This is a genomic window from Balneatrix alpica DSM 16621 (genome assembly GCF_000619885.1).
Taxonomy (GTDB): Bacteria; Pseudomonadota; Gammaproteobacteria; order Pseudomonadales; family Balneatricaceae; genus Balneatrix; species Balneatrix alpica.
This window is the reverse complement of record NZ_KK211040.1, coordinates 327,929-354,364: the sequence shown is the minus strand read 5'-3', so window position 1 is coordinate 354,364 and position 26,436 is coordinate 327,929. Positions and strand designations below refer to the sequence as shown.

Sequence of the window (26,436 nt, the reverse complement as noted above, 5' to 3'; positions counted from 1 at the left end):
GGCGCAGGGTGCGTTTAATTTTTCGCAGTTCCTCATCCCGGTTCTGGTTCTGGTTGTTGGTTGTGCTGTCACTGGCGATGCTGGTGGCAGACCGCTATTGGAGTGGGATGGAGCGGGTGCGCTCCGCCCTCACCGTACTGACTGCCCCGTTGCAATGGGTGGTGGATACTCCCAACCAGCTCTGGTCTTTGGCGGATAAAACCCTGGCGGATCGTGAACAACTGCAGGCGGAAAACACCCGTTTGCGTTCACAGATGCTGGTGTTAGAGCGCCAGGCGCAAAAAATGGCGGCCATTACCGCCGAAAATGTGCGCCTGCGTGAGCTACTCAACGCCAGCCAACGGGTGGATGAAAAAGTTCTGCTCGCCGATCTAATCGGGGTGAATCCCAATCCTTTCCAGCTGCAGGTGGTGCTCAATAAGGGTAGTCAGGATGGCGTATTCCTTGGTCAGCCGGTGCTGGATGCCGGTGGCATCATGGGGCAGGTGATTGAGGTAGGGCCTTATACCAGCCGGGTCTTGATGATTACCGATGCCTCCCACGCTATTCCGGTACAGATTAATCGCAATGGTTTGCGCTTTATCGCGTTTGGCGAGGGTGTGCCAGGGGTGTTGAGTCTGGAGCACGTACAGGATACCGCCGATATTCAGGAGGGAGACCTGTTGATCAGCTCCGGCCTGGGGGGGCGCTTCCCCTATGGTTATCCAGTGGGGGTAGTCACCTCGGTGGTGCATGATCCGGGTGAGCCCTTTGCCTTGGTAAAGGTCAAGCCCAGTGCTCAGTTAGACCGTAGTCGCCATGTGCTGTTGCTGTTTGGTAATGAACCCGCCACCCAGGAATCACTTAATGCACCCTTGGCGCCAGGGCAGACACAGCCTGAGCCAGTGGATGCCCGTACTGCTCCGGCGAAAAAGGATGCCTCGCCATGAGCCAACCCGCCCGGGGTGGTTGGCTGATTCTGGCCTCCTTTCTGTTGGCCCTGACTTTAAGCACCATTCCCATGCCTGAGTTGCTGCAGTGGTGGCGGCCTGAATGGGTTGCGATGTCACTGATTTACTGGGTGATGGCGGTGCCAGAGCGGGTCGGTGTTAAAACCGCCTGGTTCTGTGGATTGGTGTTGGACTTGCTCGAATACAGCCCCCTGGGGGCGAATGCCTTGGGGCTGACGGTAGTGGCCTACCTAACCTCGTTATTACATCAACGCATGCGGATTTTCCCGGTATGGCAGCAGGCCTTTGTGGTGTTGATGCTGATCGGGGTGCATCAAATGGTTCGCCACTGGCTGCAGCAATGGTTGGGTGGCAGTGCGGAATCCTTAATCTTTATGGTGCCGTCTTTAATTAGCGCGCTGCTGTGGCCCTGGTGGTTTGTGATGCATCGCGATTTGCGCCGGTTATTTATGGGTTGATATGTCTCGTTTGATTCTTGCTTCGCAATCGCCTCGTCGGCGAGAGCTACTGATGCAGCTGGGGGCGAATTTTAGCGTTGCCAGTGCGGACATTGATGAGAGTGTGCTGGTGGGAGAGCAGGCCGAGGCCTATGTGTCACGCCTGGCGCAGGCCAAAGCCAGAGTGATTGCCCAACGCCATCCGGCGACCTGGGTGCTGGGCTCAGATACCACCGTGGTGGTGGAGGGAGAGATTCTCGGTAAACCCCAGGATGAAGAAGACGCCGTGCGCATGCTGATGCGTTTAAGTGGGCGTTGCCACACGACTCTGACCGCTGTGGCGTTACTGCGGATTGAAGGTGAGGTTGAGCAGTGTCTGAGTCAACGTGTGGCTACCCAGGTACGTTTTCGCCCCTTGAATGAAGCTCTGTGTCGCCGCTATTGGGCTACGGGTGAGCCGGCGGATAAAGCCGGTGCTTATGGTATTCAGGGATTAGGGGGAGCCTTGGTAGAGTCCATTGAGGGGAGTTTCTCTGCTGTGGTGGGATTGCCCCTATGCGAAACTGCCCAACTGCTTGAGCAGGCTGGACTGGCAACCTGGTTGGCAGATGCCTAATAGACGGCTAGTACATTCCTGACTATAGCAACAAGGGCTCACAGGAGCCCTTGTTCGTTTAGTGGCCAGGGGTTATTGCTGGGCCTGCTGGCGGATCAGTTTTTTATTAATTTTGCCGACACTGGTTTTGGGTAAGTCTTCGACAAAAAGGAAGTGCTCAGGAATAGCCCACTTGCTCAGCTCGCCGGCTGTCACATATTGCTGTAGATGTTGCTGCAGCTGTTCGGCGGTGAGACTGTCCTGACGTTTGACTACCAGGGCATAGGGGCGTTCCCCCCAACGCTCGTCAGGGATACCCACCACAGCCACAGCAGCTACCTGGGGGTGTTGACTGATGAGATTTTCCAGGGCGATGGAGGAGATCCACTCACCACCGGTTTTGATCACATCCTTAATCCGGTCTTTGATTTCGACAAAACCATTGGCATGCTGGCAGGCCACATCGCCGGTGTGTAGCCAGCCATCCTGCCATAGTTCGGCACTTTTCTCCGGCTCCTTCAGATAGCCCTGGGTCAGCCAGGGTGCCCGTACTTGAACCTCACCCATGCTACTGCCATCGGCGGCGACGACTTTCCCCTCGGCATCAACGATGCGCAGGTCCACCATATTGGCGGGAATACCGGTCAGTGTGCGCAGCTGTAATTGCTGATCGGCGCTGCTATGGCGCTCCTCAGGGCTTAAATGCGTAATGGTGAGCAGCGGACAGGTTTCTGACATGCCATAGGCAGAGTAGATATCAATGCCGCGCTCCTGTGCGTGTTTGGCTAAGCCACGGGGGAAGGCGCTACCACCAATGAGGATTTTCCACTGACTTAAATCGGCTTGTTGCCCGGCCTCACAGCCTAGCAACATCTGCAAAATGGTGGGCACGCAGTGGGAGAAGGTGACCTGCTCCTGCTCAATTAATTGCACCAGCGCATTAGGTTCATAGCGACCAGGATAAACCTGTTTGACGCCTAGCATGGTTGCTGCATAGGGCACGCCCCAGGCATGGACATGGAACATCGGGGTGATCGGCATATAAACCGAGTCAGAACGCAGTAACGGCAGCGCATCATAGCTACCGAGCATGCCGACCATGTTAAGGGTGTGGAGCACCAGTTGACGGTGGCTGAAAAACACCCCTTTGGGATTGCCCGTGGTGCCGGTGGTGTAGAAGGTGGTGGCAATGGCATCTTCACTGAAGTCGGCAAACTCGCTCAAGGGCGTGGCGGCATCCAGCAGTTGTTCATACTCCCCCAGATAAGGCAAATCGGCCACCTGACTGCTGTCATCATCACTCAAACGGATATAACCACGCACCTGGGGGAGGCGGCTGTGCAAGCTGCTGAGTAAGGGAGCAAAGTCGTCATGCACCAGCACCAGGGTGTCTTCTGCATGTTCCATGGTGTAGTGAATTTGTTCGGGGGAAAGGCGCACATTGACATGATGGAGTACTGCGCCAAGCATCGGGATGGCGAAGTAACACTCAAGGTAGCGATGACTATCCCAGTCCAGTACCGCCAGGGTATCACCGGCCTGCACCCCTGCCTGCTGCAAAGCGGCAGCAAGACGGCGAACCCGTTGACAGAATTGCGGGTAGCTAAAGCGATTTGTGTTGCGGTAGCAGATTTCTTTGCCAGCACCAAAGCGTTCAGCGGACATGAACAGGCGTTTGATCAGCAATGGATAATCATAGGCTTGTGGGGTTTTGGGCAGTAATTTTACAGGCATGGTCGACATCCTTGATTGTTATTGTTGGACCTTCAAAGTGACAAGAGGGAGGCAAATACTCAATCACTTGGCTAAGCTGGGATAACAAAATGGCGCATAAAGACAAGGCTATTGATGGGCGGATGGCACCATGCCTGAGCGCTAAAGGCAGCGTTAAATGGATGTGGTAAAAAGGATAGTACGATGGCGATTGAAGCAGGGGTGCTGGCCTCCTGGCTTGGCGTAGTCAGCCAGGGTATGAGTTTGTGTGGAGTGGAGCCCGGGCGATTACTGGAATATCGAGGGTTGGAGCAGCAGGGGTTGGTACCAAAAGGCTTCAATTGGGGCGGTGGTCATGAGCGCGTCAGCCAGCGCTTACTGAGTCAAATGTTGGTGAAAGGACGCCAGTTGAGTCAGCGTGAAGACTTTATTCTGGTCGTGGCCAAGCAGGTGCGTCCTCCCTCCTGGTATGCGTTGGGCTTTGCCATTTGGGCCAGCTCTTCACTGTTGCAGGCATTGGAATTGCTGCGTGATTATGTACGGGTGTTTGCCGATGCTTACCAGGTTGAATTGCAACTTGAACAGGACCAATTGCGCTTGCAGATTGGTGGTGTGCCTGGGCTGGCGGATGCCTTAACGGAATTAGATTGGCAGCTATTGGCGGCCACCATTGCTTTGACCGTGCGCCACTTACATCCGCAACGTTTACGCCCCACTCAGGCTGCTCTGCCGGGACACCCCCCCAGCACAGAGAGTGTCAAACAAAGCTGGCAACGGGTGATGGGTAGTCAGTTGCTGTGGCAGTCTGCACAGGGAGTGGAGTTGGTTTATCCGTTGACCGCTTTGCAGCAGCCGCTATCCGGTGCAGACCCCCAGTTGCAACGTATTCACCTGAATTTGTTGCAGGCATATTTGGCGCAATTGGACACTCAATATTGGGGCAAGCGCCTTTACCTGGCCCTTCTGCAGCAAAGTCAGTGGCCGCGTAACTTGCAGACCCAGGTGGCGCCACTACTAGGAACGTCAAGACGAACCCTGCAGCGGCGCCTGCAGCAGGAGGGGCTAAGTTTTCAGCAAATCGCTGACCAGGCCCGCTATGCATTGGCTTGCCGCTACTTGCAGGAGGCGCGGCTCAGCATGGGGGAAATCAGCTACCAGCTTGGCTTTGCCAACACTGCCAACTTCTATCGCGCCTTTCGGCGTTGGAGCGGCTTGGCTCCTGGGGCTTATCAAAGCCTGAGGCAGCGCATCCAGGGGTAGACAAGGTGTGCAGTGTTGATGGGGATGCTAGTCGCTGACAGTAAACTGGCCCATCATGCCCATGTCTTCGTGCTCTAATAGGTGGCAATGGTACATATAAGGGAAACGGTGGTTGGCTAAGTGAGGAAAACTAACCAGCACTTCCGTCGCGCCACCATCGTCCACTACCACAGTGTCTTTCCAGCCCTGCATATATTCAGGGGGAGGCGCGCCATTTACACGGAGTATCCGAAAGGAAGTGCCGTGGATATGCATAGGATGCACTTCGTCCTCTGAGGTAAAACGCCATACTTCCATTTCCTGGCGCTTAATCTGCTCATCTATCCTGGTCATATCGAACGCTTTGCCATTAATGCCCATGCTTTGTTGGTGTGTACCCTGCAGTTGATGAAGTGCAGCGCCCAGATTCATATTGAGTACAAAATTACGCTGACGAAGCGCAGTGCTGGCATCCGCAGGGGGAAGGTGTATAAGCCGCTGTGGGAGGTGGGCGGACGAGGCTACCGGCAGCAAGGGATCTTGGATGAAGCGTATCAGTAATTTGCTAGGCAAGCCTATGCCTCCGGTTGCCATCAAATCAGCAAAGTCAGTTTCATCTTCTTCTGGTTCTGTTTCTTCGGCTTCCGGACCCTCTTCAATTTCCAGTACCGACAGCAAATCAAGCGTGGTGGTGTTTGAGCCGTCAAGAAGAACTTCGTACCGTTCGCCCGCATGGATCGCCAGGCCGGCGACTTCAACGGGCTGAGATAGAAAGCCTCCATCACTGGCAATGACCCACAGGGGGGCTTGATCAGCTAATGCAATACCAATGGAGCGTGCATTAGAGGCGTTCAGAATGCGTAAGCGAATCCACCCACGCGGAGTCTGTGCACTTACTCCAGATCGCACGCCATTGACGAGTAGAGTGTTGCCTGCAAAACCTTCTAATAGCATTTCTTCGGTCAGTTGGTAGGACATTTTGCCTTGGTCATCGAACATTTTGTCTTGCAGGACGATGACAAAGTCATCAACGCCATAGGTATGAGGAAGGTCCGTTGCGAGGCTGTCGCTATCTTCGACAATCAAAGGGCCAGCCAGGCCTTTGTATACATGTTCTGCGGTTTTTCCGCAGGGGTGAGCGTGGTACCAGTTGAAGGATGCCCGTTGTTTGATTTCGAGGGAGGGGCGCCAGGTTGTATTGGGAGCGATCATTTGCTGAGGCCCGCCATCTACCTCGCCAGGGACATGCAAACCATGCCAATGCAGTGTGGTGCTCTCGGCGAGTAGATTCTTAACGTTTAGATTAACTGCTTGTGCATTTTTGAGCCTGATGAGTGGGCCTAGATAAGTGCCGTTAATGCCAAAGGTGGTGCCAGATAACCCCTCGCCAAAGTGATGATTAGATTCGCGCAGAATAAGGTTAACGGTTGCCTCAGAAGAGGCTGTCATATCAATAACCCGTGGTATGGGTAATGGCCTCAATGTGCTTTGAGCTCGAAGGCTGAGGGGAAACATTGATGCCATAACGGTGGCACTGCTCAGTGCGAGAAATTGACGTCTGCTGATGGTGTGCATGGCACCCTCCTGATCAATAAGTCATTTGATTGGCAATGTGGAGGGCAAATCTGAAATAAACCTTAAGGTAATAAAGACTAAGGTTGGTGCCATACTGTGCATTTACTGCGTAATGGCTTGTGTGCAAAACCGTTAGCCCCTGCTGTTTAGGCGCGAGGATGGCTATAATGGCCTTTCATTTCCAGCGGGCCGCCTCAGCCCGCGCCAGCACAAGGTTCGAGCTGTGATGAGCGAAGAGATTCTGATCAACTTCACCCCGATGGAAACCCGGGTGGCCGTAGTGGAAAACGGTATGCTGCAAGAGGTGTATATCGAACGGGCGGCGAAGCTCGGTATTGTCGGTAACATCTATAAAGGCAAGGTGGTCAGGGTGCTGCCAGGGATGCAGGCCGCTTTTGTCGATATCGGTCTGGAACGTGCGGCCTTTATCCACACTGCCGATATTCGCACCAGTAAAGAAGATGAGAATAAGCCCATCAGTCAGCTGTTACGTGAGGGACAGGCGCTGGTGGTGCAGGTCACTAAAGACCCGATCGGCTCCAAAGGGGCCAGATTGACCACGCAAATTTCCATTCCTTCCCGTTATCTGGTGTATATGCCCTACTCGGAGCATATCGGTATTTCCCAGCGCATTGAGGATGAACAGGAGCGTGAGCGCCTGCGCAACTGTGTACAGCAGCACCTGGATTTGCTGCGGGAAGGCGGCCAGACCGATGTTGGCGGCTTTATTGTGCGTACGGTGGCCGAAGGGGCGCGGGAGACGGACCTGCTCAAGGATTTGAAGTATCTCCACCGACTATGGCAAAACCTGCAACAGCATATGGAAGCGGCCAAGCCGACCACGGTGATCTATGAAGATTTGCCGTTGTATATGCGAATCCTGCGTGATCTGGCGACGCCGGAGGTGGAAAAAATCCGCATCGACTCCCGTGAGACTTATCAAAAGGCGGGTGAGTTCGTTAGCAAACTGATTCCGGAAATCGTCGACCGCTTGGAGTATTACCCTGGTGAGCGGCCTATTTTTGACCTCTACAATGTCGAAGATGAAATCCAACGTGCGCTTGGTCGAAAAGTGCCGCTGAAATCCGGCGGTTACCTGATTTTCGATCAGACTGAGGCGATGACCACGGTAGACGTCAACACTGGTGCTTTCGTTGGTCACCGCAATCTGGAAGAGACCATCTTTAAAACTAATCTTGAGGCGGCGACTGCGATTGGCCGACAGCTGCGCCTACGTAATCTCGGCGGCATTATTATCCTCGACTTCATTGATATGGAGGATCCGGAGCATCAGCGTCAGGTATTACGTACCCTGGAGAAGGTGCTGGAAAAGGATCACGTCAAGTGCAAGGTTACCGGGGTGTCGGAGCTGGGGCTGGTGGAGATGACCCGCAAGCGAACCCGCGAGAGTTTGGAGCAGGTGCTCTGTGAGCCCTGTGCGGTGTGTCAGGGGCGGGGCATGTTAAAAACCCCGGAAACCGTCTGCTATGAGATTTTTCGCGATATTCTGCGGCAGCACCGTGCTTATAACACCGAGTCTTACTTGGTGTTGGCCAACCAGGCGGTGGTCGATAAGTTATTGGATGAAGAGTCTGACCGGGTAGCTGAGTTGGAAGCCTTTATCGAAAAAACCATTCGTTTCCAGATTGAACCTCTCTACACCATTGAGCAGTTTGATGTGGTGCTGCGTTAAGCGTTGATGATGACCAAGGCAGGTAAGCTAATGCGCCCTCTAGGGCATCTGTTGGTATGGCTGTTATGGCTATGGCTGGGTTTGTTGGCGCTTTTCGTCGCCGCCTGGCATAGCCTGCCCTGGTGGGCTCCGCTGTTGCAGGCACAACTGGGGGTCAACCTCAACTGGCAGCGCCTGCATACCGGCTGGCAGGGAGGGCGTTTATCCTTACAGTTACAGGGCTTGCAGTGGCAAGAGCAACAGTTAGAGCAGCTGTGGTTAGAGTGGGATGTGGTGCGCAGCCTGTACTCATTCCGCCCCATCTTTACCAGCTTGCAAGTGCAGGGTGCTGATCTGCAGGTTACTGCCGGACAGGATGCTGCAGGGTTGCAGCTGAATTGGCCTGCAATGGCGCCTTGGCTGCTGGCGGTGCCAATTCAGCTAGAGCGGGTGCAGTTCACCTATCGTGGCCAACGCTGGCAATTGCAAGGCTATCAGCAGCCATTGGCTGAGGGGCAGAGTGAAGGGCGTATCCAGTTAGCTTTGGCTGGTGCCCAGGCACTTGAGTTGCAATGGCAGGGCAATGCCAAGCAGGGGCAGGGCTACCTGCGTTTACCCGAGCAATCCTATCACAGCTGGTGGCAAGCCTATCAGCAACAGTGGCCGGCGTTGGCGCAGTGGCAGCTTAAAGGTGGAGCTGAGCTATGGTTTGATTGGGCCGATAAGCAACTGCAAAGTGCCAATGGTTTTGTCGATTTGTCGCAATTACGTTGGCAGTCTGCGCAGAATCAGGTCAATTGGCAGCAGGTGCGCAGTCAAGTGGTGTATGACGGCCACCGTCAGTGGTGGGGATTGCATCAATTAAACTGGCAACAAAGTGTGGGGCAGCAGACAACACCACTGAACGTGACTTGGGAGCAAGGGCGTCAACGCCTCACTATCAATCAAGTGGAGTTGGCTGGGGTGTGGCAATGGTTGGCGCAGCAGCAGTTTGCCGATGCGCAGGTTAGCCAGACCCTGATTCCGTTAGCGGCCCGTGGCCATCTGCGTAATCTGTTGTTGCAATGGCAGCAGGAATGGTCATTAACGGCGGACCTTGATCAAGTACATACCCAGGCTACGCAGAATATTCCGCAGCTGCAGGTTGAGCGGGCCAGCCTCTGGCTGACGGAGCAGGGTGGCCAGGTCAGTCTGGATGGCGCTCCCTTTGCGATGGCTTTTCCTGAACTCTATACCCCTGGTTGGCGCTTTGAGCAGGCTCAGGGGGTAATTGGTTGGCGGATGCAGGAAGATGGGGTCTGGCTCAATACCAGTGCACTGCGCCTGCAGCGTCCAGGACTGGATGCCAAGGGGCGTTTTGCCTTGAGTATTCCCAAGGACGATGCTCCCTCTCACTTTAGCTTGGTAATTGGCCTACAAAATGCCGAAGGCAGCCAGGGACTGGAGTTGGTGCCGGACAAACAGATTGATCCGAGTCTGTGGCAATGGTTGCAGCAGGGGCAAATAGATGCCCAGGTGCGGCGCGGGGCCTTTATTTATGATGGTGTTACCCGGGAAGATCCGCAGTGGCTAGCCCATGGGATGCAGCTGTATCTGGAGCTGGCCCAGGCGCGTTTACAGTTCTCGCCGCAGTGGCCGGCGTTAGAGCAGGCAGGCTTACAGCTCTACTTGCATAATGATGAACTGCAGGTGAGTGCGGACCGAGGCCAGTTAGGTGGTTTGGAGTTGCAACAGATCGCCGTGCGTTGGCCCTTGGCGGAAGGAGACAAGCGGTTAGGTATTGATAGCCGCTACCAGGCCAGTCTGCCCCAGGTGCAGGCGTTTTTGCAGGGTATGCCCATTAGCCCCAAACTGGATGCCTTAGCTCAGCTTAGTCTGGAGGGGCAGAGTCAGGGGCAGGTGCAGTTGGCATTACCTTTATTGAGCGATACCAAGCCATTGGAATTGGCGGTCGAGGCACAGGTGGATGCCAAGCGCTTAGCCTTGCCACTCGCCAACCTCAACCTCAGCCAGGTACAGGGGCAGTTGTACTATCAGCAGGATAAGGGCCTCTATACCCGCCAGCCATTGCAGGGGAAATGGTTGGACAATACGGTCAATGCGACCTTACAGCCAGGGCGCCATCAGGCCATTAGCCTGCAGGTGACGGGTCAACATGAATTGCAGCAGTTAGCCAAATGGTTGGACTGGCCATTACCGGAATGGGCCAGGGGGCCGCTTGCCTGGCAGGTGGAGAAAAACTTCTGCAGTCACGAAGATTGTGAAGCGATTCAGATCAGTTCCGATTTGCAAGGCGTGGAGCTGGCGCTCCCCTCTCCCCTGGGTAAAACAGCGCAGCAAAGTCGTGGTTTGAATATACGTCTGTGGCCAGAGCAACCACTGCGGGTGGCTTTGGATGCTGAAACCCTGAGTGCCCGTCTACGGATGGGCGAAAAGGGATTACAGCAGGCAGAGGTTAAACTGAATGCCGGGGTGGCGCAGTGGCGAAAAGCGGAAGGTATTAGCCTGGAAGCCAAACTCTTGCAGTGGCAACCCGCGCAGTGGTTAGCGTTAAGTTGGGCGAAGGCACCGGGCTTGCCCAGTTTGCCTGTGCAGGCCAAAGTGGAAACGGCGGCCCTGCTGCTAGGAGAACAGGACTGGGGTAAGCTGGCTATTGAGTTGCAGCGCCAGGACAACCGCAGTCAAGTGAGTTTGCAGGGAGAGCGTATTGCTGGCCAGCTCAGCTTCCACCCTCAGTTGTGGCAAGCACATCTCAGCCACCTGTGGCTGCCAGCCCCCCCTGAGACTGACAACAATCAACCGCCTGTTTGGCAGGACCCTTGGGCGGAGTGGCGCCCGCAGCAATGGCCGGCAATGCAAATTGAACTGGGGGATTTTAAGCTCGGGCAATGGCCGCTTGGTCAATGGCAAGTGCAGGGACAGCCGAGCGAGCAGGGTTACCGCTGGCAGAAAATTCGGGCCGATTGGCCTCAACACCGTTTGGATGCGCAGTTGAGTTGGCAGGCGGGGCAAGCCGCTAATTCCAGTGTGATGCTAAATCTTGCCGGCAAGGATGTGGGGCATTGGTTGGAGTCCGCCGGCTATGCTCGCTCTCTCACTAGCCAACAGTGGACGTTACAGTCGGACCTAGGTTGGAGTGGATCGCCAGCGGCTTTTGCCCTGGCTTTTACTGACGGTAGCTTGGATTTGCAGTTGCACAAGGGTGAAATTCTGAAAGTCGGTGCAGAGAGCCAGGCACTAAAAATATTCAATATCTTTAACTTCACCCAGATCGGGCGCCGTCTAGCTTTTGATTTTCGCGATCTCTTTAGTTCGGGAATCAGTTATGACCGTTGGCGTAGTTTGTTGCAAATGAAGCAAGGAGTGCTTTTTACCAGCGAACCCACTTTGGTGGAGGGGCCTGGGGCCAAAATTGCTGCCGAGGGCAGTTTGGATTTGGTTAAGGACGAAGTGGACCACCGGGTGACCCTGGCTTTGCCGCTCACCAGTGCATTGCCGCTTGCTGCACTCTTGGCTGGAGTGCCACAAGTAGGGGGAGCGCTCTTTGTCTTGGATAAGCTTACCGGTGATAGTCTGAGTAAATTAACAACAGTTAGCTACAGTGTGCAGGGTAAGTTAGGGCAGGAAGAAATTAAACTGGTAGGCGCCACAGGGTTTCCGGAGGGTGGGCAATGAAAGCAGTTGCTGTGATTCAAATGGTCAGCAAGCCGGATGTGACGGCGAACCTGCGGCAGGCTGAACAGCTATTACGCTGGGCAGCGAAACAGGGGGTTGGGCTGGCGGTATTGCCGGAGAATTTTGCCGTCTTTAGTACCGGTAAGATGCTGGAGTATGGCTGGCAGGAGCGCGATGCTGATGGCCCTATTCGCAGCTTTTTACGGGAGCAGGCACGTAAACTCAACCTATGGATTCTGGCTGGAACGCTACCCTGTGCTCGGCGCCCAGATGGCAGTGTGATTGAGGGACGGGTGCGAGCAGCTAGTTTGTTAATAAGTCCGGATGGGGAAGAGGTTGCTCGCTACGACAAAATCCATCTGTTTGACGTACAGGTAGCGGATGCACAGGGTAGCTATCAGGAGTCCCGTGAGATAGAACCGGGTGATCAGCCTGTATGGGTGGATACTCCTTGGGGGCGTCTTGGTATGGCAGTCTGTTATGACTTGCGTTTCCCTGAACTGTTTCGTTACTACCGCCAGCAGGGGGCGAGCTTGATTGCCTTGCCAAGTGCTTTTACTAAACGCACGGGGGATGCCCACTGGGAGGTATTAGTCCGTGCCCGTGCCATTGAGACTCAATGTGTCCTGTTGGCGGCTAATCAGGGTGGTGTGCACACGGAAACCCGCACGACCTCTGGCGACTCCATGGTGGTGGATGCCTGGGGACAGGTGTTGAACCGCTTGGCACAAGGGCCTGGGGTGGTGGAGGCGTTACTCGACCCTGCTCGTTTGCAGGAAGTAAGGGCGCAAATGCCGATTATGCAACACCTGCGTTTGCCGACTTTTTCAGTGGAAGGCTGTTCAGTGGAAGATTGATAGTAGCGGGGTGCAGAATCAGCGTGTAGGGGTAACCATGGCTACCCCTAGTTTTTTCAGTTTGAAGTCTGGGAATTATTCCGCCGCTTCGATCACTTCACGCAGATACTGAAACAGCTTGCGCGCACTGGCTGGCGGCTTATTGGCTGCTTGTTCGCGTTGAGCATTGCGAATGAGCTGGCGTAAATGCTGGGCTTCAAACGCTGGGTACTGTGCTAATAGCTCGGCGGTGGCCTCGTTGCCTTCACTCAGTAAGCGATCACGCCAGCGTTCAAGGCGATGGAAGTGTTGGGTGTAGGCTTGGGACCCTGCTTCAAAGCGTTCAACGACTAGAGTAATGGCCTCGGCATCTTCTGAGCGCATCACCTTGCCAATATATTGCAGGTGGCGCCGCTTAGCTTCCCCTTGCTTGAGGCGTTTATGCTCGGCGACAGCCTTGGCCAGGGTGTCGCTCATAGGCACCTTGGCCAGTTGCTCGTTGGGCAGGGTGGTGAGCTTTTGCCCCAGTTTTTGCAGGGCCTCCATCTGGCGCTTTAGCTCAGATTTGGTGGGGCCTTCGTCTTCTTGATCGTGTTGTTGCCAGTCCTGCATGTCTTATCCAAATCAGGCATAGAAAAGGGTGGCCAGTCCTAGAAAGGACATAAAGCCAACCACATCGGTAATGGTGGTTAAGATTACACTGCCAGCCAGGGCGGGGTCGATATTCCAGGCTTTGAGTAATACCGGCAGCAGGGTACCGGCCAGGGCGGCGGCAATCAAGTTTATGACAATGGCAGCTCCGATTACGATGCCGATGGTGGTGTCTTCAAACCAGAGAATGGCAGCAATGCCAATCACAATGGCCCAGAGGATGCCGTTCAAACTGCCAACAATGAGTTCGCGATTGAGCAGCCAGCCGGCATTGGAGCGTTCCACCTGGCCGAGTGCCTGACCGCGAATGATCAACGTTAGGGCCTGGCTACCTGCAATCCCCCCCATGCTAGCAACAATGGGCATTAGTACCGCCAAAGCCACAACCTGCTGAATGGTCGCTTCAAAAATACCAATCACAGCGGAGGCAATAAAGGCAGTGATTAGGTTAATGCCCAGCCATACGGCCCGGCGTTTGGTGGTTTTGAGAGCCGGGGCAAAGGTATCTTCATCGTCATCCAAGCCCGCCATACTCATCATGGAGTGTTCGGCATCTTCACGGATAACGTCGACCACGTCGTCGATGGTGATTCGGCCGAGCAATAGTTTGCTTTCTGGATCGACTACAGGCGCAGAGACCAGATCGTGTCGTTCGAATAGTTTGGCTACTTCGGTATCAGGGGTATCGGCGGAAATGGTAATGGCATCGGTATCCATTACCTCTCGTACCATCATCTCAGGGTCACTGACCAGGATTTTTGCTAGTGGCAGCACGCCGATAAAAGCATCTTTACGGCTGACGACAAAGATACTGTCCGTCATAGAAGGAATTTCATCATGACGGCGCAAATAACGTAATACCGTGTCCACACTGATATCAGGACGGACGGTAATGGTATCTGTATTCATTAGACCGCCGGCAGTATCTTCCGGATAGGAGAGTACCTGCTCTAGTCTCTCACGGTCTTGTTGGTCCATCGAACGCAGCACTTCTGCCGTCAGGGTACTGGGCAGGTTTTGCAGCATGTCGGCAATATCGTCGATATCGATATGCTCAAGAGCGGCAACCAGCTCTTCTGCATTCATTTCACTCAGGAAGGTCTCTTGCAGGTCATCGCTGAGATACTGGAGGACTTCCCCTTCGTTTTCCTGGTCAACCAGGCTCCAGAGTACACTGCGTTCACGTGGTGGTGAGGACTCGAGTAGGTGGGCAACATCGGCGGGTTTCAGGCTGACATTGAGCAAGCGCCGGACTTGTTGTAGCTGGCCGGCTTCTAAGGCTTCATTGAGAATGTCGAGATGACTCTTTGCCAGCGTCGTTGCCATGGGAAGTCCTTTCAATACAGCGGGTGGTCAAATGCATGCCTAGCCTGCATAGGGCGTGCCCATTATATGTAAGGCTGGCGGGGGAAGAAATCTAGCCGCGGCAAAGCGGCGATATTTGGCGTGTTAGCAGGGGCGGGGTGAGATTACTCTTCTTCACCAAAGCGTTGCAGGATGATTTCCTCAATGGCTTGCCAGGCTTCAGTCTCGTCGTTGCCTTCGATCTGGAAGTACAGTTCGGTGCCTTTGCTGGCAGCGAGTAGCATCACGGACATGATGCTTTTCGCATCCACCAGGCGATCTGGGCTACGGCCCATCATAATTTTGCTACTGAATTGGGTGGTAACATTAATCAGCTTGGCAGTGGCTCGGGCATGCAGGCCAAGTTTATTAATTAGCGTGATGCGTTGTTCGAGCATGTCAGTCTAACTCCCGATGTCTGACCTGAATATTGGGGCGTTCTGCAGCGAAGTGAGCAAAAAGACGTTCCGCCAAAAATACTGAGCGATGTTGCCCGCCAGTACAGCCAATAGCCACTGTTACATAGGCGCGATTGTTTTGCTCATAGGAGGGTAACCAGCTGGTTAAAAAATGACACAGGTCTTGCTCCATTTTGACCACGGCGGGCTCGTGGCTGAGATAATCTATCACCGGCTGCTCTTTACCGGTATGACCACGTAGCTGAGGAATCCAGTGGGGGTTAGGCAAGCAGCGTACATCGAATACCAAGTCGGCATCCAAAGGAACGCCGTGCTTGAAGCCAAAAGATAAAAATAGCACCGCCAGTTCTTGTTCCCGGGCGGCAACGCGAATGCGCACCATATCTCGCAGGTCATAGAGCGTCATGCGAGTAGTATCAATGGTCAACGCAGCACAATTGGCAATCGGTTGTAGTAGCTGACGCTCTGCTCGTAGTGCTTCTTGTAAGCTGCGCTCAGGAGTCGACAGCGGATGCTTGCGACGAGTAGCGCTAAAGCGTTGTAGCAGTACGCTTTCTTCTGCATCCAGATAGAGCACCTCAACCTGTACACCCAGATTTTCCAATTCAGGTAGTAAACCTGGTAACAGCTTCAGGCCGGCATGTAGGTTGCGCGCATCAATGCTGACTGCCAGTAGGCGTTTTTCTTCGCTGGCGGAGTTTTCCTTATCGCGACGAATTTGTTCGCAAAGAGGGAGTAACAGTTCAACCGGTAAATTATCAATACAGTAGTAACCCAGGTCCTCGAGTACATGTAGTGCCGTACTTTTACCGGAGCCTGAGCGACCACTGATGATAATTAAGCGCATTAAGCTAGCCCTACCGCGGTACGATAAAGGTGACTGTCACTGTCAGCACGACGCAGTCGTGCCCGGTTGTCAGCACTTTGCATCAACGATGCCACACTGGCTAATGCTTGTAGATGGGAGTCATGGGCTTGTTCTGGGGCGATTAAGACAAATACCAAGTCAACAGGTTGACCATCGCGGGCGTCGAAGTCGACTGGCTCAGCCAAATGGATTAATGCCCCTATGACTTGTTCGCAGCCTTCGAGACGGCAGTGAGGAATGGCAATGCCATCACCCAGACCAGTACTCCCTAGGCGTTCACGACCAATCAGGCCGTTGAAGATATCATCCAGATCAAGGTTGGGATATTGAGAAGCCAGCAAAGAGCTGGCTTGTTCGAGGACACGTTTTTTACTGCCCCAGGCTGCACCGTTTAGGGTGCAGCCTTCACTGAGGATGGATTCAAGTTGCATAAAGAAGAGTTAGCGCGCCATGGCACCTTGCATACGATCTTGGTTTTTCTCTTTGTGCTTGAGCAGTTGACGATCCAGTTTGTCGATTAAGCCATCAATGGCGGCATACATATCAGCTGCTTCGTTGGTGGCAAACAGCTGGCCGCCAGCGATGTGCACATCCGCTTCCGAAATTTGACGCTGCTTTTCTACGGTGAGGGTTACCTGCACGTTGGTGATGTTGTCGAAGTGACGCTCCAGCTTTTGAAATTTGGAGTGCACGTAGTCAGTGAGGGCTGCGGTGAGTTCCAGCTGATGGCCAGTAATATTGATCTGCATAGCACTCTCCTGAGTTGCTGGTGGGTGATCCCTAGTTAGTCTCTATATAGCACCAACTCCTGGTGCTCCGTCAACCCCGCTTTATGGGGTTAAATCAAACGTTTGCGTTCATTTGAAGGTGGAATGTTCATTGCTTCTCGGTACTTGGCAACGGTGCGTCTGGCGACGTTAATACCTTGTTTTTCAAGTAATGTTGCTAACTTGGCGTCACTGAGCGGTTTTTTGGGCGGTTCTTCGGCGATCAGTTTTTTGATCATGGCGCGAATCGCGGTCGAGGAGGCCTCGCCTCCATCGCTGGTACCTACATGGCTGGAGAAGAAGAACTTCAGCTCAAATACTCCGCGCGGAGTATGCATGTATTTTTGGGTAGTGACGCGTGAGATGGTTGATTCATGCATTTCGACGGCTTGGGCAATATCTGCCAGTACCATCGGTCGCATGGCCTCCTCTCCTTGTTCAAAAAAGTCGAGTTGCAGTTCAACAATTTTGGTTGCCACTTTGAGTAGAGTGTCATTACGACTTTGTAGGCTTTTAATAAACCAGCGAGCTTCCTGCAGCTGGTTTTTTAGATAGGTATTATCACTGCTGTTATCGGCGCGACGGATCAAGCTGGCATAGCTGTGATTGACTCTGAGCTTGGGCATGGCATCTGGATTGAGTTCAACATGCCAGACATCCTGTCGCTTGCTGACCACCACATCAGGCACTACATACTCTGAGTCGCCACTTTCTATGCTGGCGCCAGGGCGGGGATTGAGGGATTGAATCAACTGAATGACTTCAGCTAGCTCGGCTTCGCTGAGCTTGGTGCGTCGGAGTAAATTGGCATAGTCCCGGGTGCCGAGTAGCTGTAAATGCTCTGCCACAATCTGCATCGCTTGCTCACGCCAAGGAGTATCCGCAGCCAGTTGACGTAGCTGGATTAACAAACACTCACCCAGGTCACGAGCTGCTACCCCTGGGGGGTCAAACTGTTGGATACGGTGTAAGACCGCAACAACTTCGTCAAGCTCCAGGGGGTCTTCATCTTCCGGATCGTGCAGGCTTTCATGTAGATCTTCCAGACTGGAAGTGAGATAGCCTTCAGGAGAAATGCTGTCGATGATGGCCGTGGCAACTAGACGGTCGCGATCCGTCATGGGGGTAAGGTTAAGTTGCCACTCCAAATGGGACTGCAAGCTTTCTGCGGTACCAGTGCGAGATTCAAAATCATAACCTTCACTATCGTGACTGGCAGGTAAGCTGCTGGTGAAGGTGTCTTCCCAGTTGCTGTCTACCGACAGTTCGTCAGGGATATCGTTCACCCAATCACTATCGGTTTCACTTTGATTGCCTGGTTCTGCGGCGCTGAGTTGTTTGTCCAGTTCTTGCAGGCCTTGTTCATAGTCAGGCGTGGCTGCGGCATAGTCCTGCTCTTCTTCCAACTCAAGAAGGGGGTTGCTGTCCAGGGCGGCCTGAATTTCCTGTTGCAAATCCAGGGTGGAAAGCTGCAGAAGCTTGATGGCTTGCTGCAGCTGGGGGGTCATGGTCAGCTGTTGGCCGATTTTTAGTTGTAGAGCGGGTTTCATAAGGATGGAAGATGCTACTCAACTCTTCATCGAATTCAGGGGTCTTTGCATTCTAGTGGCCCTGGCTAGGAAAAGCGATGCTCCGGCAGCGCTGTTCTTAAAAGCGGAAGTGTTCGCCCAGATAAACTTGGCGTACTTGCTGGTTATTGAGGATCGCTTCGGCATCGCCTTCCGCCAGAATAGTGCCTTCATTGACGATGTAAGCATGATCGCAAATAGCTAGAGTTTCACGGACATTGTGGTCAGTGATCAGGACGCCTAGCTGGCGGGCTTTCAGGTGCTGAATAATTTTTTGAATATCCGCCACGGAAATAGGATCCACGCCAGCAAAGGGTTCATCCAGCAAAATAAAACTGGGATCAAGTGCTAGGGCACGAGCAATTTCTACCCGGCGTCGTTCCCCCCCTGACAGGCTCATACCCAGGCTGGACTTGAGATGGGTAAGGTGGAACTCTTCCAGCAGTTGTTCTAACTGTTGCTGGCGTTGCTGGGGGGAAAGGTCGGTACGGGTTTCCAGAATGGCAAGAATGTTATCGGCCACACTGAGCTTGCGAAATACCGAAGCTTCCTGGGGTAAATAGCCAATGCCGGCTTGGGCGCGTTCGTGCACTGGGCTGGCGCTTAGGTCACGTCCATCAAGGCTGATGCATCCCTTATCGGCTGCAACGATGCCCACCATCATATAAAAACAGGTGGTTTTGCCTGCGCCATTGGGGCCAAGCAGGCCAACTACTTGGCCTTGCTTCACCTTGAGCGAAACGTCTTTGACTACCTGCCGCTGTTTGTAGCTTTTACCCAGGTGCTGGGCGTGTAGTTCGCGCATGGTTAATTCTTTTTCTTCGGCTGAAGGACCATTTCTACCCGTTGCCCACTCTGTTTGCCGCTATAGGCATTGACCAGCCCCTTGGCAATATCGTAGTGGATACGGGCGCCTGTAAAGGTGTCTTGGTTTTGGGTGAGCTTGGCTTGGCCATTGGCGGTGAGGGTATCTTCTTTCACCTTGTATTCAATGACATCGCCATAGGCGTGGGTTAGGGGATCTTTGGCTTTTGGCTGTTGTTGATAATGAGCCGGTTTGCCAAAGGCTTCAGCTCTAACCAGTTCACCCTGCTCAAGGTATAACACGGCTTTATCCGCTTCGATTTTGAGGCTGCCTTGAGTGATGAGAACATTGCCGGTGTAGGTAACGATACCCTTGGCATCGTCCAGCGCGGCTTGGTCAGCGGTGATATGCACCGGCTGTTCACGGTCTTCCGGGAGCGCTTGGGTCAAGGCTGGAAGCAGGCCTAGTAGCAGCCCCAGAGCTTTAGTGTTTAGTTTCATAGCGGGCACGTACCTGTGAAAGGAGTTCAAGTTGTTCGCTTTGCCAGTTTAGGCGCATTCCGATGGCTTCGGTAATGCCATTGGCATCAGTGAGCGTGACCTCTCGGTCACTATGCGCAAGTTTGTTAGGTGGCTCTATCGCTAACCAAGGTGTACGCAGGCGCGGAGGAGTAGAAGTGTTATCCAGGCGCTGAATGTCCACTTCGTCAATCAGTTCCAGCCAGGAACCATCATCCCGGTAGCGACCATGCAGGGAGGTAGCTTGCCAGAGGTTCTGTTCACCGTAGCTGAGGAAGCGCGGAGTTTGTAACAGGCTGAGCGCTTGGCCTGCAAAGTGATCTATCCGCGGGCTATGCAGCTCGGAACTGAGTTTGCCTTCGGTATCAAAGCGTTGACTATGTACGCTAAGCAGGTAGGCGTCAGCGGTTTCCCCATCCAGTGTTTGTAAGCTGAGTATGGGTTGATCGGGGCTTCTGAGTTCAAAACGCAGTAGTGCCATCGCTGCTAGGAGCATGGCCAAGCCAAGGATCAGGCGGTTTTTCAGCGACATCACGCGCGCTTACTCCAGGTAAGGGGCAAGGCTGGCATTCAGTTTGTCTTGCGCAGCCAGGATGAGTTCGCATAATTCACGCACTGCACCACGTCCCCCCTGGCGTTGGGTGCAGCAGTGGGCGTGCTCAAGTAATGCCGGCGCCGCGTTAGGCACCGTGACTCCCAGGCCGACGCGGCAGATAATCGGCAGATCTGGCCAGTCATCGCCAATATAGGCAATTTCATCCAGGCTGATTTGCAGGTCTTCCAGTAACTCTTCCAAGGCGTTGAGCTTGTCTTCTCGGGCTTGGAATAGATGGGGAATGCCCAGATCTTTGGCCCGTTTAGCCACCAGGGCAGAACGCCGCCCAGTAATGATGGCAGTCGCAATACCAGCTTGATGCAGCATTTTGATGCCGTGGCCATCCAGGCTGTTAAAGGCCTTAAGCTCATGACCTTCATCGGTGAAGTAGAGGCTGCCATCGGTGAGCACACCATCCACATCCATAATGAGGAGTTTGATCCGGCTGGCCCGCTCACGTAGGGCGTTGTCTGGAATGCTCATGCTTAAACGACTCCGGCTTTGATGAGGTCGTGAATGTGGATAACCCCAACGGGGCGTTGTTGTTCTACCACGATCAGCGCGCTGATGCTGTATTGCTCCATCAGGTTCAGGGCTTGGGCGGCCAGCATCTCCGGTGAGGCCGTTTTGCTTTGGCGGGTCATGACGGCGTCAATGTGCAGGCTGTGCAGGTCTAACTGTTGATCCAGCGTGCGTCTAAGGTCACCATCGGTAAAAATGCCGCACAGTTTACCTTGCTCATCCACCACGGTTGTCAGACCTAAGCCTTTACGAGTCATTTCCAGTAAGGAATCGCGCAATAGACTTCCCGTGCGCACCTGGGGTACGCGTTCTCCTTGATGCATGATATCCGCCACCTTGAGTAGCAGCTTACGCCCTAAGCTGCCACCGGGATGAGAGAAAGCAAAATCTTCCGCGGTAAAGCCCCGTGCCTCCAGCAGGGCAATCGCCAGGGCGTCACCCATTACCAGAGTGGCGGTGGTGCTTGAAGTGGGGGCCAGGCCAAGTGGGCAGGCTTCTTGCGGTACACTGATATTGAGGTGGGCATCGGCTGCCAGGGCCAAAGTGGATTGGGGCGCACCGGTCATGCTGATTAAAGGTATGTGTAGGCGCTTGATTAGCGGCAACAGGCTGATGACCTCGGGGGTCTCTCCGGAGTTTGAGATGGCCATGACCACATCGCTACGAGTGATCATGCCTAGATCACCATGGCTGGCCTCGGCAGGGTGGACAAAGAAAGCAGGTGAGCCGGTACTGGCCAAGGTGGCTGCTATTTTGCGGGCAATATGACCTGATTTGCCCATGCCGATGACGACGATGCGTCCCTGGCAGGCTAATAGGCGCTGGCAGGCTTGGTTAAAGTGCTCATCCAGCAGAGTGGAAAGATTGGCAATGGCCTCTTGCTCCAATGCAATAGTGCGCTGGGCGCTGGCGAGGAAGTTAAATGCGACTGTCATCAGGTGAATACTAAACTGGCTGCAAATCGAAAGTGGCCAGGATCATAGCACGCCTTGGCAAGCGGGCTGAATAATTGTGTATGCACAGGTAAGCCCTTGTATAAGAAAGTATGGGCTGGCTAGGGAGGATTTTGAGCCTGCCCAGGTCATGTTATAGTGTGCGCCTTTGACGTGTTGGAGACAGTACCAGATGGCCGAGCAACCCATGGAAGCCATTGTGAAGGTGCGGGGGATGAGCTTTTATCGCGGTGAGCGTCCGATTTATGCGAACGTTGATCTCGATATTCCCAAAGGACGCATTACAGCCATTATGGGCCCCAGCGGTACCGGTAAGACAACGTTGCTGCGCCTGATTGGCGGGCAGTTGAAGCCGGATGCGGGCAGTATCGAAGTGGCGGGGCAAGATATTGCTCGGCTGAAGCGTCACGAATTGTTTGCAGTGCGCTCACGAATGGGAATGCTGTTTCAATCAGGGGCACTGTTTTCGGACTTAAGCGTATATGAGAATGTAGCCTTCCCATTGCGGGTGCACACTGAGTTGCCGGAGGAAATGATCCGTGATTTGGTGTTGTTAAAGCTGCAGGCCGTGGGGTTGCGTGGTGCCAGTCAACTGATGCCATCGGAGCTGTCAGGGGGAATGGCAAGGCGAGTGGCGTTGGCGCGGGCAATTGCGCTAGATCCCGATATTGTGATGTATGACGAGCCCTTTGCTGGGCAGGATCCTATTGCCATGGGGGTGGTGGTTAAACTGATTCGTCAGCTCAATAAATCACTCGGCCACACGGCGATCGTGGTGTCTCACGATATTCCGGAAACTTTCAGCATTGCAGACTACGTGTACGTTATTTCAGACTCTAAAGTAATTGCCAAGGGTACCCCAGATGAGCTGCGGGCGGCTCAGTCAGAGCAGGTGCGTCAGTTTATTAAAGGGCTGCCGGATGGACCGGTACCTTTCCACTATAAAGCACCGTCATTGGCGGATGACTTGTTGCGGCCTCAAGGAAACTAAGCCTGATGATCAACTGGATTGGACGTTTGGGGCGCCAAGGGCTAGATGTGGCAGCTGCACTGGGACGCTCAGGCATGTTCTTGCTGCAAGCCCTTATTGCGCGACCTGCCTGGGGGGCGCAGTTCCCTCTCTTGTTAAAACAGTTGCACTTTGTCGGTGTCCTGTCACTGGTCATTATTGTAGTGTCTGGGCTTTTTATCGGCATGGTGCTAGGGCTGCAGGGTTATACCATTTTGGTTGACTACGGCACTGAACAGGCAGTGGGGCAGATGGTGGCTTTAACCCTGACCCGTGAGCTCGCGCCTGTGGTGACGGCTTTGCTATTTGCGGGGCGAGCGGGTTCTGCTTTAACCGCTGAAATTGGCTTAATGAAAGCGACTGAACAACTGTCCAGTATGGAAATGATCGGAGTCGACCCGCTACGTCGAATAGTTGCTCCGCGTTTTTGGGCAGGGTTTATTTCTTTACCACTGCTGTCGATGATTTTCTGTGTGGTGGGGGTATGGGGCGGTGTATTGGTCAGTGTGGATTGGCTGGGCGTTGATGCTGGGGCCTTCTGGAGCAATATGCAGGCGGCGGTTGAGTTTAAAGAAGATGTACTCAACGGCATTGTGAAAGCCCTAGTATTTGGCTTTGTGGTGACTTGGATCGCGGTGTTTCAGGGATATGACCTGGTACCGACTTCGGAAGGGATTAGTCAGGCGACAACTAAAACGGTCGTTTACTCCTCTCTTGCCATTCTTGGTTTGGATTTTGTGTTGACCGCGCTGATGTTTGGAGACTTTTAATATGCGCATGCGAACCCTGGAAATTGGTGTCGGCGCTTTTATGCTGGCTGGTTTTGCGGCTTTATTGGTGTTGGCGTTGCAAGTGAGTGGGTTAACCTTTGCGGCTAATGAGCCTACCTATCAAGTCCATGCTCGCTTTGATAATATCGGCGGCCTTAAAGTGCGCTCTAAAGTCACTCTGTCCGGTGTTGTAATAGGGCGGGTGAGTGCGATTGAGCTGGATCCGAGTGATTTTCGCGCTAAGGTGACCCTGGATGTGTTTAAACACGTGGATTACCTTAGCCAGGACAGTTCAGCCATGATTCTGACCTCTGGTTTGCTGGGTGAGCAGTACATAGGTATCCAGATTGGTGCGGATGAAGAAACCTTGCAGGATGGGGATGAAATTGAGTTCACCCAGTCTGCGTTGGTCTTGGAAGACCTGATTGGCAAGTTCTTGTCCAGTCAGGCAAAACAGTAAAGATCGTGAGAAACGGATGAGACAGATGTTGAAAGCGGTTGGCCGTTTGCTGGTAGCGGTAGCGGCATTAGGGTGGGGAGTCTCCCAGGCGGAAGTTCGCAGTGAGGCTGAACAAGTCATCGTCACAACCACTGAATCTTTGCTGGTGGTGATGCGTAATCCGGAAATGCGTAAGCCTGCGGCATTCGACCAGGTTTATCAGCAGGTGGATGATGTGCTGACCCAGGTAGTAGATTTTGACTCCATTGCTAAAGGAGTAATGGGGCCACACTACCGGCGGGCGGATGCCGCTCAGCGTGAAGCTTTCTCTGCGCAGTTTAAGACCACGGTAGTACGCACCTTTGCCAAAGCGGCCCAGGCATTTGAGCTGTCAGGCTATCGTTTGCTGCCGACCTTGGGTAAAGACAAGGAAGGTAAGGCCAGCATTCGGATGGAGATGTCCTCTGCTGATGGCAAGGTCTATAGCATCGATTACAGCCTGCATAACAAGAATGGTGGTTGGCAGATTTATAACGCGGTGATTGATGGTATTAACATCGGTTTGAACTTCCGCAATCAGTTTGCTGAAGCAATGAATCGGGAAGGTAACGACATGGATGCCGTGATTCGTAACTGGACGGTTGCGGTTAAACAGTAAGGAATGGCGATGCTGGTTGAGGCGCAAGGCGATACCTTAGTGCTTGAAGGCGCAGTCGATGTACACACCGTGCAGACTTGGCGCAAACAAGCGGAGCAGGCTTTGGCCCAGATGGGTGACAAGGTCTTAGTGGATGTGAGCCGTTTGAGTGCCTCAGGCATGGTGGTATTGTCATTACTGTTGTGTGTGATGCGAGCAGGTCAGGCTCGGCAACAGCAAATCCTTTTTTCGCCACTGCCAGCCCCTTTGGCGGCTATGGCAGAATTGGCAGATTTAGATGAAGTCCTGCCTGTGCATGTATGAGCAGGCGGTGAAGAGGTAAAAATGCAGGCGTCAGAAGTTAAGTCAATTATTGAGGCGGGTATCGCTGATGCCCAGGTATTGCCTGAGGGTGAAGGTTGCAACTTTCAGGTGGTGGTGATTAGTCCCGCATTCGCAGGCCTGAGCCCCGTCAAAAAACAGCAGATGGTGTATGCCACCCTGGCTGAGCGTATTGCGGATGGCAGTATTCATGCCCTCACCATCAAAGCCTATACCCCTGAACAATGGCAGGCCTTACAAGGTTAAGTCGGAGCCCTCTGCATGGATAAATTAATGATCACCGGTGGGCAGCCCCTACGCGGTGAGGTGCGTGTTTCTGGCGCAAAAAACTCTGCGCTGCCTATTTTGGCCTCGACCTTATTAGCGGACGGCGTGGTTAAAGTCTGCAATCTTCCTCATTTGCATGATGTCACCACCATGGTGGGTTTGATCCGCCGGATGGGGGTTGAAATCGTCATGGATGAAAAAATGAATGTGGAGGTGGATGCACGTACGCTGGAAAACTGCGTAGCTCCTTATGAGCTGGTAAAAACCATGCGTGCCTCCATTCTGGTACTGGGTCCCTTGGTAGCACGTTTTGGTAAGGCGGAGGTGTCGTTGCCAGGTGGTTGTGCTATCGGCAGTCGCCCGGTCGATCTGCATTTGCGCGGTCTGGAAGCGATGGGGGCCAAAATTGTACTGGAGGATGGCTATATTCGTGCTTCGGTGGAAGGGCGTTTACGTGGTGCGCACATCTTCTTTGACACCGTGACGGTGACCGGCACTGAAAACCTGCTGATGGCCGCTGCGTTAGCGGAAGGCGAAACCGTGCTGGAAAATGCAGCGCGTGAGCCTGAAGTCGTCGACCTGGCGGAATGCTTGATTGCTATGGGCGCGAAGATTGAAGGTCATGGTACAGATACGATTCGGGTCCAGGGTGTGCCGTCCCTGCACGGCTGTACTTATCATGTACTGCCTGATCGTATTGAGAGCGGTACATATCTAGTGGCAGCCGCTGCAACGGGTGGGCAGGTGCGCCTGCGCGATGCCCGCCCGGATACCCTGGATGCCGTGCTGCATAAGCTAATTGAAGCGGGTGCCAAGGTAGAGTGGGGTGAAGACTGGATTGAGTTGGATATGCAGGGTAAGCGCCCTAAGGCTGTCAGTCTGACGACCGCACCCTATCCTGCCTTCCCTACTGACATGCAGGCGCAATTTGCTGCGATGAATACCATTGCTGAGGGCACTGGGATTATTCGTGAAACCATCTTTGAAAACCGTTTTATGCACATGAATGAGCTAAAGCGGATGGGGGCGCGCCTAAGTATTGATGGTAATACCACGGTGATTGAAGGGATTGAGCAATTGAAAGCTGCACCCGTGATGGCAACGGACTTGCGTGCTTCGGCCAGCTTAGTGATTGCTGCATTGGTCGCCCAAGGTGATACCGTGATTGACCGGATTTACCATATTGATCGCGGTTATGAATGTATTGAAGAGAAACTCCAGCGCTTAGGCGCCAAGATTCGTCGTCTGGCTGGTTAATCCTGCTGTTGTT

General features: G+C 53.7%; 28 protein-coding genes. 14 read left to right on the top strand and 14 right to left on the bottom strand.

The genetic code is table 11. The features are described from left to right. The first annotated feature begins 8 nt into the window (after positions 1 to 8). The 3 genes from mreC to Q334_RS0114435 are packed head-to-tail and all read left to right on the top strand — an operon-like array spanning position 9 to position 2,003. The gene (mreC, locus tag Q334_RS19285) at positions 9 to 929 is read left to right on the top strand and encodes a rod shape-determining protein MreC (RefSeq protein WP_081414472.1); all 921 of its coding nucleotides are present in this window, start codon (positions 9 to 11) and stop codon (positions 927 to 929) included. Continuing rightward, positions 926 to 1,408: a rod shape-determining protein MreD gene (mreD, locus tag Q334_RS0114440; protein WP_027313838.1), complete on the top strand. Its 483-nt coding sequence runs from the start codon at positions 926 to 928 to the stop codon at positions 1,406 to 1,408. The genes mreC and mreD overlap by 4 nt, the downstream gene beginning before the upstream one ends. A gap of 1 nt (position 1,409) precedes the next feature. Continuing rightward, on the top strand, positions 1,410 to 2,003 hold the full coding sequence (locus Q334_RS0114435; protein ID WP_027313837.1) for a Maf family protein: 594 nt from the start codon (positions 1,410 to 1,412) through the stop codon (positions 2,001 to 2,003). Positions 2,004 to 2,075: 72 nt separating this feature from the next. Here the strand turns inward: Q334_RS0114435 and Q334_RS0114430 are convergent, their stop codons facing one another. Next, complete coding sequence (locus Q334_RS0114430) at positions 2,076 to 3,716, bottom strand: fatty acid--CoA ligase (RefSeq protein WP_027313836.1); 1,641 nt, start codon at positions 3,714 to 3,716, stop codon at positions 2,076 to 2,078. Positions 3,717 to 3,899: 183 nt separating this feature from the next. On the opposite strand from Q334_RS0114430, the gene Q334_RS0114425 reads away from it, so the two are divergent. Further along, positions 3,900 to 4,955 (top strand): helix-turn-helix transcriptional regulator, encoded by a 1,056-nt coding sequence (locus Q334_RS0114425; protein WP_027313835.1) that lies wholly within the window; start codon positions 3,900 to 3,902, stop codon positions 4,953 to 4,955. Between the two features lie 27 nt (positions 4,956 to 4,982). On the opposite strand, the gene Q334_RS0114420 is transcribed toward Q334_RS0114425, so the two are convergent. Beyond that, on the bottom strand, positions 4,983 to 6,509 hold the full coding sequence (locus tag Q334_RS0114420; protein WP_081414471.1) for a multicopper oxidase domain-containing protein: 1,527 nt from the start codon (positions 6,507 to 6,509) through the stop codon (positions 4,983 to 4,985). A gap of 226 nt (positions 6,510 to 6,735) precedes the next feature. Between Q334_RS0114420 and rng the strand changes: the two genes are divergently transcribed. Genes rng through Q334_RS0114405 form a run of 3 tightly spaced genes read left to right on the top strand, consistent with a single transcriptional unit; the run spans position 6,736 to position 12,713 of the window. Beyond that, on the top strand, positions 6,736 to 8,202 hold the full coding sequence (rng, locus tag Q334_RS0114415) for a ribonuclease G (RefSeq protein WP_027313833.1): 1,467 nt from the start codon (positions 6,736 to 6,738) through the stop codon (positions 8,200 to 8,202). Between the two features lie 30 nt (positions 8,203 to 8,232). Further along, positions 8,233 to 11,856: a YhdP family phospholipid transporter gene (locus tag Q334_RS0114410; RefSeq protein ID WP_162157439.1), complete on the top strand. Its 3,624-nt coding sequence runs from the start codon at positions 8,233 to 8,235 to the stop codon at positions 11,854 to 11,856. Then, a complete protein-coding gene (locus tag Q334_RS0114405) occupies positions 11,853 to 12,713 on the top strand; it encodes a carbon-nitrogen hydrolase family protein (RefSeq protein ID WP_027313831.1) in 861 nt (286 codons plus the stop codon). The genes Q334_RS0114410 and Q334_RS0114405 overlap by 4 nt, the downstream gene beginning before the upstream one ends. A gap of 75 nt (positions 12,714 to 12,788) precedes the next feature. Here Q334_RS0114405 and yjgA read toward each other — a convergent pair whose 3' ends face one another. From yjgA to Q334_RS0114345, 12 genes are all read right to left on the bottom strand, one after another. After that, positions 12,789 to 13,304 (bottom strand): ribosome biogenesis factor YjgA, encoded by a 516-nt coding sequence (gene yjgA / locus Q334_RS0114400; RefSeq protein WP_027313830.1) that lies wholly within the window; start codon positions 13,302 to 13,304, stop codon positions 12,789 to 12,791. A 12-nt stretch (positions 13,305 to 13,316) separates the two neighbouring features. Continuing rightward, positions 13,317 to 14,669, bottom strand: coding sequence for a magnesium transporter (gene mgtE / locus Q334_RS0114395; protein WP_027313829.1), 1,353 nt, complete (start codon positions 14,667 to 14,669; stop codon positions 13,317 to 13,319). Between the two features lie 143 nt (positions 14,670 to 14,812). Further along, positions 14,813 to 15,085 carry an HPr family phosphocarrier protein gene (locus Q334_RS0114390; protein WP_027313828.1) on the bottom strand — a complete coding sequence of 91 codons (273 nt, stop codon included), beginning with the start codon at positions 15,083 to 15,085 and terminating at the stop codon, positions 14,813 to 14,815. A 1-nt stretch (position 15,086) separates the two neighbouring features. Next, a complete protein-coding gene (rapZ, locus tag Q334_RS0114385; protein WP_027313827.1) occupies positions 15,087 to 15,953 on the bottom strand; it encodes an RNase adapter RapZ in 867 nt (288 codons plus the stop codon). Next, the gene (ptsN, locus tag Q334_RS0114380) at positions 15,953 to 16,405 is read right to left on the bottom strand and encodes a PTS IIA-like nitrogen regulatory protein PtsN (protein ID WP_027313826.1); all 453 of its coding nucleotides are present in this window, start codon (positions 16,403 to 16,405) and stop codon (positions 15,953 to 15,955) included. Before ptsN ends, rapZ begins: the two co-directional genes overlap by 1 nt. Before the next feature lie 9 nt (positions 16,406 to 16,414). Beyond that, positions 16,415 to 16,723 carry a ribosome hibernation-promoting factor, HPF/YfiA family gene (gene hpf, locus Q334_RS0114375; RefSeq protein WP_027313825.1) on the bottom strand — a complete coding sequence of 103 codons (309 nt, stop codon included), beginning with the start codon at positions 16,721 to 16,723 and terminating at the stop codon, positions 16,415 to 16,417. An 89-nt stretch (positions 16,724 to 16,812) separates the two neighbouring features. Then, positions 16,813 to 18,291 carry an RNA polymerase factor sigma-54 gene (locus Q334_RS0114370; protein ID WP_027313824.1) on the bottom strand — a complete coding sequence of 493 codons (1,479 nt, stop codon included), beginning with the start codon at positions 18,289 to 18,291 and terminating at the stop codon, positions 16,813 to 16,815. 97 nt (positions 18,292 to 18,388) lie between these two features. Beyond that, positions 18,389 to 19,114: an LPS export ABC transporter ATP-binding protein gene (gene lptB / locus Q334_RS0114365; protein WP_027313823.1), complete on the bottom strand. Its 726-nt coding sequence runs from the start codon at positions 19,112 to 19,114 to the stop codon at positions 18,389 to 18,391. Between the two features lie 2 nt (positions 19,115 to 19,116). After that, positions 19,117 to 19,614 carry a lipopolysaccharide transport periplasmic protein LptA gene (gene lptA, locus Q334_RS0114360; RefSeq protein WP_027313822.1) on the bottom strand — a complete coding sequence of 166 codons (498 nt, stop codon included), beginning with the start codon at positions 19,612 to 19,614 and terminating at the stop codon, positions 19,117 to 19,119. Further along, positions 19,598 to 20,164: an LPS export ABC transporter periplasmic protein LptC gene (gene lptC, locus Q334_RS0114355; protein WP_027313821.1), complete on the bottom strand. Its 567-nt coding sequence runs from the start codon at positions 20,162 to 20,164 to the stop codon at positions 19,598 to 19,600. Before lptC ends, lptA begins: the two co-directional genes overlap by 17 nt. Positions 20,165 to 20,173: 9 nt before the next feature. Next, positions 20,174 to 20,710 (bottom strand): 3-deoxy-manno-octulosonate-8-phosphatase KdsC, encoded by a 537-nt coding sequence (gene kdsC / locus Q334_RS0114350; RefSeq protein WP_027313820.1) that lies wholly within the window; start codon positions 20,708 to 20,710, stop codon positions 20,174 to 20,176. A gap of 2 nt (positions 20,711 to 20,712) precedes the next feature. Continuing rightward, the gene (locus tag Q334_RS0114345) at positions 20,713 to 21,684 is read right to left on the bottom strand and encodes a KpsF/GutQ family sugar-phosphate isomerase (RefSeq protein WP_027313819.1); all 972 of its coding nucleotides are present in this window, start codon (positions 21,682 to 21,684) and stop codon (positions 20,713 to 20,715) included. 190 nt (positions 21,685 to 21,874) lie between these two features. Here Q334_RS0114345 and Q334_RS0114340 point away from each other — a divergent pair, with 190 nt between their 5' ends. Genes Q334_RS0114340 through murA form a run of 7 tightly spaced genes read left to right on the top strand, consistent with a single transcriptional unit; the run spans position 21,875 to position 26,423 of the window. Beyond that, positions 21,875 to 22,693 (top strand): ABC transporter ATP-binding protein, encoded by an 819-nt coding sequence (locus tag Q334_RS0114340; RefSeq protein WP_027313818.1) that lies wholly within the window; start codon positions 21,875 to 21,877, stop codon positions 22,691 to 22,693. 5 nt (positions 22,694 to 22,698) lie between these two features. Continuing rightward, a complete protein-coding gene (gene mlaE, locus Q334_RS0114335; RefSeq protein WP_027313817.1) occupies positions 22,699 to 23,481 on the top strand; it encodes a lipid asymmetry maintenance ABC transporter permease subunit MlaE in 783 nt (260 codons plus the stop codon). Between the two features lies 1 nt (position 23,482). Beyond that, a complete protein-coding gene (gene mlaD / locus Q334_RS0114330) occupies positions 23,483 to 23,941 on the top strand; it encodes an outer membrane lipid asymmetry maintenance protein MlaD (protein WP_027313816.1) in 459 nt (152 codons plus the stop codon). Between the two features lie 25 nt (positions 23,942 to 23,966). Then, a complete protein-coding gene (locus tag Q334_RS0114325; RefSeq protein ID WP_027313815.1) occupies positions 23,967 to 24,578 on the top strand; it encodes an MlaC/ttg2D family ABC transporter substrate-binding protein in 612 nt (203 codons plus the stop codon). Between the two features lie 9 nt (positions 24,579 to 24,587). Continuing rightward, on the top strand, positions 24,588 to 24,881 hold the full coding sequence (locus tag Q334_RS0114320; protein WP_027313814.1) for an STAS domain-containing protein: 294 nt from the start codon (positions 24,588 to 24,590) through the stop codon (positions 24,879 to 24,881). Between the two features lie 21 nt (positions 24,882 to 24,902). Then, positions 24,903 to 25,145: a BolA family protein gene (locus Q334_RS0114315; RefSeq protein ID WP_027313813.1), complete on the top strand. Its 243-nt coding sequence runs from the start codon at positions 24,903 to 24,905 to the stop codon at positions 25,143 to 25,145. A gap of 15 nt (positions 25,146 to 25,160) precedes the next feature. Further along, a complete protein-coding gene (gene murA, locus Q334_RS0114310; RefSeq protein WP_027313812.1) occupies positions 25,161 to 26,423 on the top strand; it encodes a UDP-N-acetylglucosamine 1-carboxyvinyltransferase in 1,263 nt (420 codons plus the stop codon). Positions 26,424 to 26,436 lie beyond the last annotated feature (13 nt).

Coding starts and splice junctions, on each gene's coding strand:
- hpf (WP_027313825.1), bottom strand. CDS start 16,723: ATGCAGATCAATATTACTGGCCATCAGCTGGAACTCACCGCAGCCCTC.
- Q334_RS0114370 (WP_027313824.1), bottom strand. CDS start 18,291: ATGAAACCCGCTCTACAACTAAAAATCGGCCAACAGCTGACCATGACC.
- Q334_RS0114420 (WP_081414471.1), bottom strand. CDS start 6,509: ATGCACACCATCAGCAGACGTCAATTTCTCGCACTGAGCAGTGCCACC.
- Q334_RS0114405 (WP_027313831.1), top strand. CDS start 11,853: ATGAAAGCAGTTGCTGTGATTCAAATGGTCAGCAAGCCGGATGTGACG.
- mreD (WP_027313838.1), top strand. CDS start 926: ATGAGCCAACCCGCCCGGGGTGGTTGGCTGATTCTGGCCTCCTTTCTG.
- mlaE (WP_027313817.1), top strand. CDS start 22,699: ATGATCAACTGGATTGGACGTTTGGGGCGCCAAGGGCTAGATGTGGCA.
- mgtE (WP_027313829.1), bottom strand. CDS start 14,669: ATGGCAACGACGCTGGCAAAGAGTCATCTCGACATTCTCAATGAAGCC.
- rapZ (WP_027313827.1), bottom strand. CDS start 15,953: ATGCGCTTAATTATCATCAGTGGTCGCTCAGGCTCCGGTAAAAGTACG.
- yjgA (WP_027313830.1), bottom strand. CDS start 13,304: ATGCAGGACTGGCAACAACACGATCAAGAAGACGAAGGCCCCACCAAA.
- rng (WP_027313833.1), top strand. CDS start 6,736: ATGAGCGAAGAGATTCTGATCAACTTCACCCCGATGGAAACCCGGGTG.
- Q334_RS0114320 (WP_027313814.1), top strand. CDS start 24,588: ATGCTGGTTGAGGCGCAAGGCGATACCTTAGTGCTTGAAGGCGCAGTC.
- Q334_RS0114410 (WP_162157439.1), top strand. CDS start 8,233: ATGCGCCCTCTAGGGCATCTGTTGGTATGGCTGTTATGGCTATGGCTG.
- Q334_RS0114325 (WP_027313815.1), top strand. CDS start 23,967: ATGTTGAAAGCGGTTGGCCGTTTGCTGGTAGCGGTAGCGGCATTAGGG.
- Q334_RS0114430 (WP_027313836.1), bottom strand. CDS start 3,716: ATGCCTGTAAAATTACTGCCCAAAACCCCACAAGCCTATGATTATCCA.
- Q334_RS0114345 (WP_027313819.1), bottom strand. CDS start 21,684: ATGACAGTCGCATTTAACTTCCTCGCCAGCGCCCAGCGCACTATTGCA.
- mlaD (WP_027313816.1), top strand. CDS start 23,483: ATGCGCATGCGAACCCTGGAAATTGGTGTCGGCGCTTTTATGCTGGCT.
- ptsN (WP_027313826.1), bottom strand. CDS start 16,405: ATGCAACTTGAATCCATCCTCAGTGAAGGCTGCACCCTAAACGGTGCA.
- kdsC (WP_027313820.1), bottom strand. CDS start 20,710: ATGAGCATTCCAGACAACGCCCTACGTGAGCGGGCCAGCCGGATCAAA.
- Q334_RS0114390 (WP_027313828.1), bottom strand. CDS start 15,085: ATGCTCGAACAACGCATCACGCTAATTAATAAACTTGGCCTGCATGCC.
- lptB (WP_027313823.1), bottom strand. CDS start 19,114: ATGCGCGAACTACACGCCCAGCACCTGGGTAAAAGCTACAAACAGCGG.
- Q334_RS0114425 (WP_027313835.1), top strand. CDS start 3,900: ATGGCGATTGAAGCAGGGGTGCTGGCCTCCTGGCTTGGCGTAGTCAGC.
- Q334_RS0114340 (WP_027313818.1), top strand. CDS start 21,875: ATGGCCGAGCAACCCATGGAAGCCATTGTGAAGGTGCGGGGGATGAGC.
- Q334_RS0114435 (WP_027313837.1), top strand. CDS start 1,410: ATGTCTCGTTTGATTCTTGCTTCGCAATCGCCTCGTCGGCGAGAGCTA.
- lptA (WP_027313822.1), bottom strand. CDS start 19,614: ATGAAACTAAACACTAAAGCTCTGGGGCTGCTACTAGGCCTGCTTCCA.
- Q334_RS0114315 (WP_027313813.1), top strand. CDS start 24,903: ATGCAGGCGTCAGAAGTTAAGTCAATTATTGAGGCGGGTATCGCTGAT.
- murA (WP_027313812.1), top strand. CDS start 25,161: ATGGATAAATTAATGATCACCGGTGGGCAGCCCCTACGCGGTGAGGTG.
- lptC (WP_027313821.1), bottom strand. CDS start 20,164: ATGTCGCTGAAAAACCGCCTGATCCTTGGCTTGGCCATGCTCCTAGCA.